This window comes from Weissella sp. LMG 11983 (genome assembly GCF_025908495.1).
GTDB lineage: Bacteria > Bacillota > Bacilli > Lactobacillales > Lactobacillaceae > Weissella > Weissella fermenti.
In genome coordinates this window covers 1,869,773-1,883,847 of the sequence record NZ_JAOZFD010000001.1, presented here as the reverse complement: position 1 = coordinate 1,883,847, position 14,075 = coordinate 1,869,773, and the positions used below count along the sequence as shown (strand labels likewise).

At 47.9% G+C, this 14,075-nt stretch carries 14 protein-coding genes; 1 reads left to right on the top strand and 13 read right to left on the bottom strand.

The features are described from left to right. Positions 1-30 precede the first annotated feature (30 nt). From xylA to OIT45_RS09315, 12 genes are all read right to left on the bottom strand, one after another. Positions 31-1,416 (bottom strand): xylose isomerase, encoded by a 1,386-nt coding sequence (gene xylA / locus OIT45_RS09370; protein WP_199403685.1) that lies wholly within the window; start codon positions 1,414-1,416, stop codon positions 31-33. 256 nt (positions 1,417-1,672) lie between these two features. Then, complete coding sequence (aroD, locus tag OIT45_RS09365; protein WP_199403686.1) at positions 1,673-2,386, bottom strand: type I 3-dehydroquinate dehydratase; 714 nt, start codon at positions 2,384-2,386, stop codon at positions 1,673-1,675. A gap of 1 nt (position 2,387) precedes the next feature. Beyond that, positions 2,388-2,891 carry a shikimate kinase gene (locus OIT45_RS09360; protein WP_199403687.1) on the bottom strand — a complete coding sequence of 168 codons (504 nt, stop codon included), beginning with the start codon at positions 2,889-2,891 and terminating at the stop codon, positions 2,388-2,390. Continuing rightward, positions 2,891-4,186: a 3-phosphoshikimate 1-carboxyvinyltransferase gene (aroA, locus tag OIT45_RS09355; protein WP_264340007.1), complete on the bottom strand. Its 1,296-nt coding sequence runs from the start codon at positions 4,184-4,186 to the stop codon at positions 2,891-2,893. Before aroA ends, OIT45_RS09360 begins: the two co-directional genes overlap by 1 nt. 21 nt (positions 4,187-4,207) lie before the next feature. Beyond that, entirely contained in the window at positions 4,208-5,386 is a 1,179-nt protein-coding gene (gene aroC / locus OIT45_RS09350; protein WP_056973592.1) for a chorismate synthase, read from the bottom strand. Then, positions 5,386-6,453, bottom strand: coding sequence for a 3-dehydroquinate synthase (aroB, locus tag OIT45_RS09345; protein WP_199403689.1), 1,068 nt, complete (start codon positions 6,451-6,453; stop codon positions 5,386-5,388). Before aroB ends, aroC begins: the two co-directional genes overlap by 1 nt. A gap of 1 nt (position 6,454) precedes the next feature. Continuing rightward, positions 6,455-7,444, bottom strand: a complete 990-nt coding sequence (aroF, locus tag OIT45_RS09340; protein WP_199403690.1) for a 3-deoxy-7-phosphoheptulonate synthase — start codon at positions 7,442-7,444, stop codon at positions 6,455-6,457. A 2-nt stretch (positions 7,445-7,446) separates the two neighbouring features. Next, positions 7,447-8,268 (bottom strand): shikimate dehydrogenase, encoded by an 822-nt coding sequence (gene aroE / locus OIT45_RS09335; protein WP_199403691.1) that lies wholly within the window; start codon positions 8,266-8,268, stop codon positions 7,447-7,449. Positions 8,269-8,381: 113 nt separating this feature from the next. Then, entirely contained in the window at positions 8,382-9,068 is a 687-nt protein-coding gene (locus OIT45_RS09330; protein ID WP_071707569.1) for a VIT family protein, read from the bottom strand. A gap of 13 nt (positions 9,069-9,081) precedes the next feature. Next, positions 9,082-9,771 (bottom strand): VIT family protein, encoded by a 690-nt coding sequence (locus OIT45_RS09325; RefSeq protein ID WP_199403692.1) that lies wholly within the window; start codon positions 9,769-9,771, stop codon positions 9,082-9,084. A 137-nt stretch (positions 9,772-9,908) separates the two neighbouring features. Next, the gene (locus OIT45_RS09320; RefSeq protein ID WP_118703976.1) at positions 9,909-10,844 is read right to left on the bottom strand and encodes a nitronate monooxygenase; all 936 of its coding nucleotides are present in this window, start codon (positions 10,842-10,844) and stop codon (positions 9,909-9,911) included. Between the two features lie 34 nt (positions 10,845-10,878). Further along, positions 10,879-12,438, bottom strand: coding sequence for an acyl CoA:acetate/3-ketoacid CoA transferase (locus OIT45_RS09315; protein WP_199403693.1), 1,560 nt, complete (start codon positions 12,436-12,438; stop codon positions 10,879-10,881). 159 nt (positions 12,439-12,597) lie between these two features. Between OIT45_RS09315 and OIT45_RS09310 the strand changes: the two genes are divergently transcribed. Further along, a complete protein-coding gene (locus OIT45_RS09310; protein WP_199403694.1) occupies positions 12,598-13,488 on the top strand; it encodes a LysR family transcriptional regulator in 891 nt (296 codons plus the stop codon). Between the two features lie 55 nt (positions 13,489-13,543). Here the strand turns inward: OIT45_RS09310 and OIT45_RS09305 are convergent, their stop codons facing one another. Then, entirely contained in the window at positions 13,544-13,891 is a 348-nt protein-coding gene (locus OIT45_RS09305) for a hypothetical protein (protein ID WP_199403695.1), read from the bottom strand. Positions 13,892-14,075 lie beyond the last annotated feature (184 nt).

Below are 14,075 nucleotides of genomic sequence, written 5' to 3'. Positions count from 1 at the left end.
GATTATTTTTGAGAATGTGAGGTTTAGAAATTACTTGTTGAAAGTCGTACCCAAAACTGAGTAGATGTAGTTATTCAAAGTTGCCTTGATAGCTTCCAAACGACCAGATTGGATCGTTGCGAAGATTTCGTCGTTCGTCTTGTTCAAGATGTAATCTTCAAAGTCCTTGAAGGTTACCTTATCAGCTTCGAAGTCGGCACCGATGCCTGAATCGAATGATGAGTAACGCTCCTTGTAGATGTTCTCCAAGAAGTTATCCTCGACCATCTTCAACGCAACACGCAACCCAGCGGCGTAAACATCCATACCGGCTATGTGAGCGTAGAACAAGTCATCAGGCTTAAATGACGCACGGCGAACCTTTGAGTCAAAGTTCAAACCACCAGTTGGCAAACCACCGTTCTTAACGAACTCGTACATCACCAACGTTGCTTCATAAATGTCATTAGGGAATTCATCGATATCCCAACCGGTTTGCTTGTCACCCATGTTGGCATCCAAAGATCCCAACAAACCAGCTTCACGGGCGAAGCGAGCTTCGTGCTCGTACGTGTGGCCGGCCAAGTAAGCGTGGTTTCCTTCCAAGTTCAACTTGAAGTCGTTTTCCAAACCGTACGTCTTCAAGAAGGCAATTGTCGTTTGGACATCAGTATCATATTGGTGTGCCGTTGGCTCCTTTGGCTTTGGCTCCAACAAGAATTGACCAGTGTAGCCAATTTCATTAGCGTAATCCTTGGCCAACTTGAAGAACTTAGCGATGTGATCCAACTCACGCTTCGTATCCGTGTTCAACAATGACTCGTAACCTTCACGACCACCCCAGAATACGTATGATTCTGAGTTCAAACGCTTAGCGATTTCCAATGAGTGCTTGATTTGAGCAGCAGCATAAGCAAAGACATCAGCAAATGGTGTCGTGGCGCCGCCGGCCAAGAAACGCTTGTTCGTGAACAATGATGACGTATTCCATAGCAACTTCTTGCCAGTTTCGTGCATCTTTTGCTCGATCTTGTCGACAACCTTATCCAAGTTGGCGTTCGTCTCAGCCAATGTGTTGCCTTCTGGTGCTAAGTCACGGTCGTGGAAGGCGAAGTATTCAACGCCCAACTTGTCCATGAACTCAAACATGTAATCAACCTTCTTCAAGGCTTGCTCCATGCTCGTGACATCATCAACACCGTCAACATCCCAAGGACGTACGGCAGTTCCTTCACCAAATGGGTCAACCAAACGTTGGTCCATCGTGTGCCAGTAGGCAACTGAGAACTTCAACCAATCCTTCATTGGCTTCGTTTCTCCGTTGATTGTTACAGGCTCCTCAGGGTTATAGAAGTTATATCCCTTGGCGTCCAAAAAGTTAATCCCCTTCTTTCCGCCAAGGTACTCAACCTTAGGGAAGTCAAACAGTTCTGACATAATGCTTTCCTCCAAAATTAGAACAAAATCTGTGTTGGCAGCTAAAACTTCGTCAGCTTAGTCGGGTTGATTTTTCCGGCCAACCAACTTACAACACCCATTATAGGAGCCTAATTTTCAAATGCAAGCCCTTTCATTATTCAAAAGACAGCTTATTTTGAAACACCACAAATAACTGATAGTTAAATAGTTCTAGTCTGAAAACTTGTACACAAAAAAATAGTGCTGAACGCTTTGCCGTTCAGCACTATAAGATTTATTCAAAATGTGCTTTTAGTTGTGCCACACCAGGTTGGCCTGGCGCTGATGACTCACCAAGGCTCGCGAATGTTAATTGGGAACCATATTGGTACCCCTCAAAACGTAACCTTTGACCAAGTTCACCCATCGCCATTGTGATTAATGGCTTGGTTTGATGAGCCACTTTTGTTGCCTCCAACAATCGTTGCACATCCCCATCGTCATTTGGCATCACAGCCAGTTTCACAACATCAACCGGTGTTGCAACCATGCTTTGTAACTCAGCATCTAAATCAGCGGGCGTCGCGTCAAAATAATGACGTGACCCAATCACAGTAATACCTTGTGACTGCGCATCTTCGACCACATCCCCAACTTCTTCGAGCAGCGCAACTTCGACATCCACCGCCGCAACGCGACTTGCAATCGCCAACTGGTATACCCAGTGATAAGCCACGCTATCAAAGTCTTCTTGCCCGCCCTCAGCTACTGTGCGCCACGTGACGATTAAAGGCTTATCCGCATTAAACGCAATGGTTTGCATTTGGCTAGCCTGCAATTCGCCTGGATCAGTTAAATAATCTACCCGCCATTCGATTACATCGGCCTGACTGTCATTCGCCTGTTCCAACATCACCAGTACGTCATTCACGGTTTCACCCATGACCGGTACTGCAATCAACGGACGCTCGGGCGTCGCAACCGCTGACCCAATTTTCAAATTCGTCATCTTATTCACCTAGTAACTCGCGAATTTCAGTTGCGACTTCAACTGCTGTTTTATTATCTGTCGCAATCACATGACTGGCAGCTGCGTCATATTTCGGCAAGCGATTACGCCACAAGGCAGCTACTTCCATCAAGGTCTTTGAACGTAAAATGGGGCGCGTGTCGTCGTCCGCCAAGCGTTCCATTGTTTGTCCAAATGAACCTGATAGATAAAACACTGGTACATTCGCTTCAGACAAAAGTTGGATATTACCTGGCGTCTCGATAATGCCACCACCTGTTGCAATAATCCCCTCGTTATTAATGACTTCTTGCAACACATCATGCTCCAGCGCTCGAAAGGCTGGCTCACCCTCTGCGGCAAAAATTTCACCTGGTGTTTGTCCCGTCTTACGAATAATCATTTTATCGGTATCGGTTAGTGGCACGGCCAACATTTCAGCCAGCAAACGGCCAACCGTCGTCTTACCGGCCCCCATGAAACCAATCAAAATCGCTGTTTTCATTACGCTTCCACCAATCTTTCTAGGTCCGCAAAGAAACTTGGATATGACACGCTGACTGAATCAGCGTTTGCCAAGGCAACTTCACCTTCCGTCAACAAAGCTGCAATCGCCAACATCATGCCAATGCGGTGATCACCTGATAAATCCACTACCGTTGGCTCGTCAACATGCAACGGCGTCCCTCCGTGCACCAAGAACCCATCTTCACGGGCCTCAATGTTTGCCCCCAACTTGTTGAGTTGCGTGGTCACAGTCGCAATGCGGTCTGTTTCCTTCACGTGAAGTTCCTGGGCACCTGTAATCAAGGTGTCACCAAACGCTTGCGTCGCCGCCAACACTAACATCGGAATTTCGTCGACCGCTGTCGGAATATCTTCTGACGTAACGGCCGTTCCTTGTAAGGCTTGTGTGCGAACAATCAAATCCGCGGTTGGCTCACCTTCTGAAATCACATTATCCATTTCAATCACGGCACCCATCCGACGTAACAAACGCAGAATGCCATCACGCGTTGGGTTAATCCCGACGCCAGTCAAACGCAGTTCACTATTTGGTACCAACAATGCGGCAACAATCCAAAACGCAGCTGACGAAATATCACCAGGCACATTAATTGTTGCGCCAGTCAATGCCGTGTTTGGTGTCACAATAATGTCTTGTCCTTCACGCACAACATCTACCCCAAAATGGTGAAGCATACGTTCCGTGTGATCACGAGTTGCCAGCGGTTCGGTAATCACCGTTTCACCTTCGGCTTGCAAACCAGACAAAATCAGCGCGCTCTTCACTTGCGCAGAGGCCACTGGCAAACGGTAGTGAATCCCATGCAAGCCAAAGCCAGGCATCGTCGTCACCGGCAAACGATGATTCGTCGACACAAACCGGGCCCCCATTTTCGTTAATGGATCAATCACGCGTGCCAATGGACGGGTACTCAAACTAGCATCCCCCACAAATGTCATCGGGAATGGTTGGTTTGCCAACAAACCCATCAGCAAGCGCGTGCTAGTGCCAGAATTTCCCATATCAAGTGGTCCATCAGGCTCTGTTAACGTCGTGAGCGGACGGCCGTGCACAACGACACGGTCATCATACCAGTCGACCGTTACCCCCAACTGTTGCATGGCGCCCAATGTATTGCGGACATCATCCGAATCGAGTAGTCCGTAAATCGTCGTCTCCCCAGTTGCAATACTCCCCAACATAACCGCACGGTGTGAAATACTCTTGTCCCCCGGTACCGTTAACTGGCCATTAATGCCGGTTGCTGCAGTTTTTAATTGTCGGTTTGTCATAATTACTCCTTTCGGGGCGACTTAGAAGTTTTTAATTTCGGCACGGTACGCCGCTAATTGCTCCTTCAAACGATCCATATTATCTGTATCAAATTTATCCAAAATGGCAGTCGCCAATTCAATGGCAACCATGTGCTCCGCAATCACGGCAGCCGCGGTAACAGCCGTCGTATCAGAGCGTTCCACTGACGCACGGTGGTCTTCGTGGGTATCAATATCGACACTTTGCATTGGTCGGTAAAGCGTTGGAATTGGCTTCACAACGCCTTTCACTACCACTGGCTCACCGTTGGTCATGCCACCTTCGAACCCACCAAGGTTGTTAGACCCACGGTAGAAACCGCGTTCTTCACTCCAGTAGATTTCGTCCATCACTTCTGAGCCGAACTTTTCAGCGTTCTCAAAACCGCCACCAAATTCAACGCCCTTGAACGCATTAATGCCAATAATGGCGCGCGCAATCTTGGCATCCAACTTTGTATCAGCGGAAACGTATGAACCCAAGCCAACTGGTACGCCGGTTGCGATAACTTGAACCGTCCCACCAACTGTGTTGTAATCACGCTTCGTGTCATCCAACAACGTGCGCATCTTTTCATCCGTTTCGGCGTCCAACGTACGTGTTGGGAAACTCTCAGTCACGGCACGTAATTCGGCCAACGTCTTATACTGGGCAATTTGACCCGCATCAGCGCGGACTGGCCCGATGTTTAACACGAACCCGTGCACATCAATGCCTAATTCAGCCAACAAACGCTTCGCAACCGCCCCAACCGCAACACGCATGACCGTTTCACGGGCTGATGAACGTTCCAACACATTTCGCAAATCGGCCGAGTGGCGATACTTCATCCCCCCAACCAAATCAGCGTGCCCAGGTCGTGGACGCATCACCTTACGCTTGCTGTTTTCTTCGTCAGCTGGCGTGTTGGGATCCATGATCTTCGTCCAGTGATTATGGTCATCGTTGTGCACGTTCAACGCAATCGGTGAGCCTAATGTCACTTGGTGGCGGACCCCACCCATAATCGTGACCGTATCAGTCTCAATCACTTGGCGTTGCCCACGACCAGCTGCGTGCTGGCGTCGTGCTAGTTCCGTATTAATATCTTCTTGGGTCAAGTGCAAACCAGCTGGAATGCCCTCAATAATTGCCACTTCTTCTGGGCCGTGACTCTCACCCGCCGTCATATAACGCATTATTCTGGGTTTCCTTCCACGAATTCTTTCATTGCTGCTAATTCTTTTTTAACAATCACTGGCTTGCCCGGTGCTGCAATGGCGACCAACTGCAATGTGCCTGATTGATTTTTCTTATCATTCTTCAAATGGTCGTAAAAGTCACCTTTACCAATCAAAGGCGAAAAGACTTGTAGACCAACGGGTGCCAAACGTTCAACCAATGCATCGGTCAAACCTGGTTCTGTAATCCCGTCACGCTCAAAGCGGTCCGAAATTGCGACCATACCAGCAGCAATCGCTTCACCGTGGCGCAATGCACCGTGAGCCATCAACTCGATGGCGTGACCAAAGGTGTGACCGAAGTTCAACACCTTACGCACGCCACCCTCTTTTTCATCGGCCATCACAATATCAGCTTTATATTGCACGGATTGTTCAATCAGCCATTGTGCATTGGCCCGCACGTCGGCGACCGTCTTCATGCGACCAGTCCATTGCCAGAACTCGCCACCAGCCAAAGCTGACGTCTTGACGACTTCGGCATAACCTTCGATTAGGTCACGGTCGTCCAACGTGTCCAAATATTCTGGGTCGATGATTACCAAATCTGGTTGGTAAAAAGTTCCCATAATATTTTTTACATCATCCATGTTAATGGCGTTCTTGCCACCTACACTTGAGTCCACTTGGGCGGTCAGCGACGTTGCCACTTGAATAAAGGCAATACCGCGCATGTAAACTGACGCCACAAAACCAGCCGCGTCACCGATGACACCACCACCGAGCGCAATCACCCCATCTTGACGCGTAAAGCCATTTTCCGCCATCACGCCGACCAGGTAGTTGACCGCCTCCAAGGATTTCGTTTGTTCACCTGCCGGCAAGACCGCTGGTACAACCTCAAATCCATTCAACGTCAAATTTTGCGCCGTCACAGCCAAATAATAGGTTGCGACATTCTCATCTGAAATCAACAGTACCTTGCGTTTTGACCAGACCTTGGCAACTTGTTCGCCAATCGCATGGCGCAAACCAGCTTGAATTTCAATGCGATATTGCTTGTCAGGTAATGTTACTTGAATCATATTATCCCCTTACAATTTCGTGAATCGTGCGCGCCTTGTCGGCCAATTCAGCAAATTGTGCTGGCGTCAAAGCTTGCGCACCATCAACAAACGCTGCTTCTGGGTGATCGTGAATTTCGACCATCAACCCTTGCGCGCCAGCCGCCACCGCTGCCAAGCCAACTGATGTCACGTGATGTGCGACACCGGCTGCGTGTGATGGATCAGCCAAAACAGGATAATGCGTTAATTCTTGCAAAACCGGAATCGCGCTCACGTCCATCGTGTTACGCGTGTATTTGTTATCAAATGTGCGAATACCGCGCTCAATCAAGATAATTTGGTCATTACCTTCTGACGCAATGTATTCAGCCGCACTTAAAAGCTCATCAATCGAGGCGCTCATACCGCGCTTCAATGCGACGGGCTTACTTTGTTGTCCAAGCGCTTTTAGCAAACTGAAATTTTGCATATTGCGCGTGCCGACTTGGAAAATATCAGTGTATTGTCCAACAATTTCAACATCACGCGTATCCATAATTTCAGTAATCATGTCCATTCCCAAGGCATCAGCTGCTTGGCGGTGCATTTGCAACCCGGCCTCACCTAATCCTTGGAAACTATAGGGACTTGTACGTGGCTTGTATGACCCACCACGAAGCAAAGTTGCGCCTGCTTCTTGCACAGCTGCGCCCATCGCCAAAACGTGGTCAGCTGACTCGATCGAATCCGGCCCTGCCATCAAGACAAAGTTGTCCCCACCAATTGTTGCATGTGCTGTCGTAATCACTGTGTCAGATGGGTGGAAAAGGCGTGAACTCTTCAACGCTGCTGGGTGCTTTTCAATCACTTCAGCAACATCACCCTCATTCACAAATGGGACTTCTGCCAACGTTTTAATTGTCGCAAATCCCACGCGTTCCTCGTGTGCGTACACATTTTGCAAGCCGGCTGCTGTCGCTGTTGCGAGAGCCTGTTGCGCAGCTTGCGCATTCTTCATGACTAAAATCATGTCTACTTTTCTCCTTCTTCAGCTGGCATAATCGCCTGCTTCATGACGTTGATATCAGGTAGTTGACCAGTCCATTGCTCAAAACTCAACGCCCCCTGACCAATCAACATGGCAAGACCGTCATCTGCTTGACGTCCAGCTGCACGGGCTGCTGCCATGAATGGCGTTGGCTCTTTCTTATAGATGATATCAACCACTTGGACATCTGGTTGGGTTTCATAGAATTGTTCAGTTGATAGAATCGAGATATCTGACTGCATCCCCACATTCGTCGCATTCACAATCAAATCAGCATATGGCAAATACAACCCAATTTCAGCCAAATCATGCAATTCAACGCCTGCCAAATCATTGACCATCGCGGCTTTTTCCGGGAAACGGTCGCTTTGACGATTGAACACGTGCAACGTTACCGACTTTGGTGCCGTCGCCATAATGGCGCGGGCTGCCCCACCAGTCCCGATCAAAATTACTTGATCAGCTGGCTCACGTAAGGTCCGCCAAAAGCCAGCGCCGTCGGTTGAATCACCAATCGTTTTGCCATCGCGAATCACGACGGTGTTGACTGCTGAAAGGCGCCGAGCCAATGGCGTTAGGTCATCCAAGTACAGCATAATTGCTTCCTTAAACGGCATCGTCACATTGAAGCCCGCCACGCCGGATGCAACCAAGCTTTTAAACGTCGCCGCCAACGCATTTGGTGCGACTTCATAGGCATCGTATTGCGCATCAATGCCCGCCTGTTTAAACGCGGCATTATGCATTGCTGGTGATTTTGAATGACGGGCTGGGTAGCCCAAAAGTCCATATCGTGTCGTTGCCATATCAAGTGCGCTCCTCACTCCTGTTGTTACCTTCCAGCTTACCAAATTAAAGCCAATTAACAAAAAAGACCGAGCCTAAACTCAGTCTTACTTAATGTTTATTTTACCTAACTTTAGAAGAACATGCCAATGCCATAGTGTATAGCAATCGTTAAAAGTCCGATAACGACGTTACGCTTAATCGCTTTGATCGGAAATCCCTTCCCAATCACGGCACTTAGATACCCAGTCAACGCAACGGCAACCACCGTCGCACCAATCGTGGCCAAGAACTCCCAGCGCGGTGTGGCTAAAATCATCGCCAACAATGGGAACGCCCCACCAATGGCCGCACAAATCAAAGATGAAACGGCCGCTGACCATGGACTCACATAGTGGCCCAATTGGACATCGTACTTCGTGGCCAAAATCGTTTCCAACGGTGCCTTGGCCATCAACTCATCCGCAATCTTACCGGCAGTTTCAGTCGTTACCCCACGTGAAACGTAAAACGCGCGAATATCTTCCGCTACCCCAGCTGGGTTCACGCGCAATCGTTGCGTTTCACGATCCACAACCACCTTTTCAGCATCCGCTTGTGATGACACTGACGCATATTCGCCAGACGCCATCGACAACGCACACGCTAACAGGTCAGCCAAACCAGCAATAAAGATTGTAAATTGATTGCTCGTCGCTGCTCCAACCGAGAACAACACGCCAACAACTGTCAAAATACCGTCGTTCGAACCAAGCACACCGGCACGAATCGCATTCAAGCGTTCTTCCATCGTTTGATGGGTTTTTACCTTATTATTCATGATGCAATCCCCCTTAGTGTCCGATTAACGTTCCGATATAGTACGTCACGACCATTGTGAAAATACCCGCCACGATGTTGCGAATCGTCGCCCGCTTTTCGTTGGCCCCAGACAAATGAGCAGCTGAATACCCGGTAATCGCCAACGCAATCAGCACGGCAATACCCGTCGCAATGACACGCTCCTTTACTGGGAATAATGTAATTGCCAACATCGGCAACAACGATCCCAACGGAAAGGCAATCATCGATGCCATTGCCGCCCCAATCGCTGATACTTCATGGTGCAAACTGAAACCATAACGCTCACGCACCGTCGTCCCCAACGCATCGTTGGCCATCATTTCCTTAGTTGCTTGCGTTGCCAACTCATCAGAAATTCCTTGCGCGGCATACTTGTTCTTCACAAACTCAAATTCAGTATCATATTGCGTTTGCAAGGCCACCTCTTGCACCTTTTCGGCCTTCACTTGCGCATCGTTTTGTGAGTGAACTGATGTATATTCTCCCATTGCCATCGACACCGTTCCCGCCAATGCCCCAGCGAAACCGGCAATGAAAATTGCGAATGAATTCGTCGTCGCGCCGGCCACACCAATAACGATTCCTGATACTGACAGAATCCCATCGTTGGCTCCCATCACGGCGGCACGAATCAAATTATTACGCTGCGCCAGCGTTTGCTTATCATGTTCCTTGCTCATGTCTCCAACCCCTTCTACTTTTCACCTTTAATTAGTTTACACCGAAACAAAAGATTTTTATTTATGACTATAAGTAAGTGTGGTGAGCACGAAAAAAGGACCCTCAAGTAAGGACCCTTTTGATAACAATATTTAATTTAGTAAGTAATCTTCAAGTTGTTAACCACTTCTTCAGCTTCGTTGAACAATCCTTCGATGATATCCTTTACTGAACGCTTGCTGTTAACCATACCTGAAATTTCACCGGCCATAACTGAACCGTTTTCAACGTCACCCTCAAAGACAGCCTTTGACAATGATCCCAATGACAACTCTTCCAAGGCGTCACGTGAAGCACCTGAGTACTCAAGCTCAAGGTACTTAGCGATCATAGGGTTCTTGATTGAACGAACTGGGGCACCTGAACGACGACCCGTAACCGTCGTGGCCGTGTCATCGGCGTCCAAAACTGCTTGCTTGAAGGCATCTGGCACTGGCGTTTCGTCAGCCGTCAAGAAAATCGTACCAGCTTGGATACCTTGGGCACCCAAAGCGTAAGCAGCGGCAACACCACGTCCGTCACCGATACCACCAGCAGCAATAACTGGGATGTTAACAGCTGAAGCAACTTGTGGCACCAATGCCATCGTTGTCGTCTCTCCAACGTGACCACCTGATTCCATACCTTCAGCAACCACGGCTACGGCGCCCAAATCTTCCATCTTCTTAGCCAACTTAACTGAAGGGATAACTGGGATAACCTTAATACCAGCTTCAGTCAAAGCAGGCATGTATGGCTTTGGCGTACCCGCACCAGTCATAACGAATGGCACTTCTTCTTCGATGATAACTTCAACCATCTCGGGGATGTTCTTCATCATCAACATCAAGTTAACAGCGAATGGCTTGTCAGTTCCGGCCTTAACCTTGCGGATTTCCTCACGCAAACCTTCCTTGTCAAAACCAGCTGACGTCAAAACACCCAATCCACCGGCGTTTGATACGGCGATAACCAATTCGTGACGTGAGATACGCGCCATTGATCCTTGAATAAGTGGGTACTTCGTTCCTAGAATTTCTGCAACAGTTGCCATAATTAATAGTCCTCTTTTTCTTTCATATTTTTTCTTATTGGTTAACTAGGGCTGACAATCCGCCCCATTCTTCAGCAAACAAACCAGCGGCCATTTGCGTCAAGTTTTCACTGATAAATGGCTTGAAGTCCATGTGTGCCAAGATGTCCTTGTCCAAGTCCATACCTGGTGCAATTTCAGTCAACATCAAACCGTCAGCCGTCAATTCGAAGACGGCACGCTCAGTCACGTAAACAACCGGTTGTTGGTTGGCTGCTGCGTACTTACCTGAGAATGTGATTTGCTCAACATTGGCCACAAACTTAGGGAAACGACCTTCTTCGTCGATGACCAACTTGCCATCTTCAATGTGTTCCTTCAAACCAGCGGCTGTGAACGTTCCAGCAAAGACCAACTTCTTAGCCGTTTGTGAGATGTCGATGAAACCACCAGCACCAGCCACGCGACCGTTGAACTTTGAAACGTTAACGTTACCCGTTGCATCAGTTTGTGCCAAACCAAGTACTGATAGGTCAATTCCGCCACCATCGTAGAAGTCGAATTGGGCATCCATATCAACCGTTGCTTGTGAGTTATAGGCGTGACCAAAGTCCTTCAAACCGGCAGGAACACCACCAACTGAACCAGCTTCAGTTGTCAAAACGAAGTCGTCACTTACACCTTCTTCAGCCGCAACCGCTGACACGTTAACTGGAATACCGACACCCAAGTTTAAGATGGCACCTGAACGCAATTCCATAGCTGCACGACGAGCGATAACCTTCTTTGGATCCAAAGGCAAAGCTGGTACTGACTTCAATGGCACACGTACTTCACCAGAAAATGCTGGGTTGTACAACGTGTTTTCCGTTTGGAATTGGTTTTCAGGTTGGGCTACCACAATGTAGTCAACCAAGATACCAGGCACCTTAACCTTCTTAGGGTGCAACGTGTTGTTTTCCGTTACCGCTTCAACTTGCGCGATAACAATGCCACCTGAGTTGTGAGCTGCTTGGGCAATGGCTTGCACTTCCATGTCCAAACCTTCCTTATCAAGCGTCAAGTTACCGTTTTCGTCGGCGTACGTACCACGAATCAACGCAACATTGATTGGGAACGTTGGGTAACGCAACCACTCGTCGCCGTCCAAAGAAATCTTCTTAACGATATCTTCAGTCGTCTTGGCGTTCATCTTGGCACCTTCAAGGTCTGGATCAACGAACGTTCCCAAACCAATCTTCGTGATGACACCAGGACCCTTCGTCGCAATATCGTGGTACATACGGGTGATGACACCTTGTGGCAAGTTGTAAGCTTCCAACTCATTGTTGTTAATAGCTTCAGCGATGCGTGGAGAAGCCGCAGCAATGCCACCAATCCAACGCTTCAACAAACCAGGGGCTGCCAAGTGGCTCATCCCCTTTTGGTCACGGTTACCAACCGCACTTGAGTGCATTGCCGTCAAACCTTGTGGGTGTGACTCAGTTGCATAACGCTCCTCAAGGGCGATTAAAAGTTCCTCTGCGACACCAGCAAGTCCAAATCCACTTACTGCAAGTGTGTCGTTATCTTTAATCAAGTTTACAGCTTCACTTGCTGAAATAACCTTACTCATGGTTGTTACCTCTTTATTTTCGGTATAAAATAATCTAACTATAAGTTCCGTTTGTTACAAACATCACTTATCAACACAATTAAGTATAGACACTTGTGAATAAATGAACACAGTCAAAAAGTTTGTTATCCCAACCAAAAGTTACCCTAGGAGATTGATATGAGTCTTGAACGCCTTACCTACTTTGTCGATGCCGTTGATCTGGCAAGTTTCACCGCAGCGGCTCAAAAGAATTTCGTGTCGCAAACTGCCATCAGTAAACAAATGAAAAATCTGGAAGACGAAATCGGCACCCCGTTGTTCATCCGTCAAAAAAACCGCGTCACCGTCACGTCAGCAGGCCGTCAGTTTTACAATCACGCCAAGCAACTCGTGAACAACTACGAACAAGCTGTCCAACTCGCTTATGCAATCGGCTCAACCGATAAGCAGACCTTATCGATTGGTTTCACTACTTATTACGAAACGCAACTCATGTCACCGTTGTTGCATAAGTTTATGGCGGAACATCCTGAAATTGATATCACGATTTCGCAAGATAATTTCCGCGATAATAACCAAGCTTTGCTCTCACAGACGATTGATATTCTGTTTTCGCGAAACTACGCGCTCAATTCAATCAGTGACTTCGAGCAAATTGACACAACAACACTTGAAGAAGGCAATATGATGGTCGCTGTTGCCGAAGATGACGACATTAGTCAATATGACGTCGTCCCAAACGACACGCTCGCCAACCGCGACGTCATCTTCGTATCATCCGACGCTGGCATGACCGAGCCCCATGGCTTAACCGATAATGCCCGCCAAGATGGTTATGAATTCAATAGCATCACCCGTATTCAAAGTTTGGAATTATTGCTAATGTTGATTCGCTTGAATAAACTAATCGCCTTCTTCCCTGAAAACTCACTCTTCAGTACCAACGGCGTCGTGTTCAAGCCACTTGAAAACACCTCACACCGCTACGAAATCATGCTGGCCACAAACAACCAAAATCCAAATCCAGCCGTTAAAATTTTCACCGACTTCGTTCGTGACAATAGATAGAAAAAAACGACCACTAGGTGCACACAACTGCGTACACCTAGTGGTCGTTTTGTTTTCATCGACGCCAAACATCCACATAATCTTCTGGATGTTCAACGAGAGCAAAATATTCTTTTGTATTTGGCAAAGCAAATCTGACTTCACCTGCATTAACAGGCTGAATGACACGCATCTTAACCAGGTATTGTTGCACCTCAACGATTTCATTAAATTTCCAGTCCAACGCTTCCTGAATGTCCTTCACGTTTGCAACTTGCCCACCAGATGTCACATCTGCCATAGCTTGCAGAAACCGTACCTGTTCAGTTGTTAATCCCGACGTTACCAATCGATGAATCACCGATAACTCTTCCCCAACAGTTTCAGGTATCTTCCCAAACATCAGCTTAACTGTATTCCCCATAAGTCCCCCGCTTTATTGATTCCATCCCTCTTCATCTATCTTGTTATACTTTCAATTCGAAAGCAAGCTGACAATCATAAACAGACTAGAACATTTTGGTTGCTGGCATGGTGGGTGTGGGCGCGGGGGTTCGGAGCTCCTGCGATATTAGCCGGTGACCAAGCGAGGACAGGAGCACCAATTA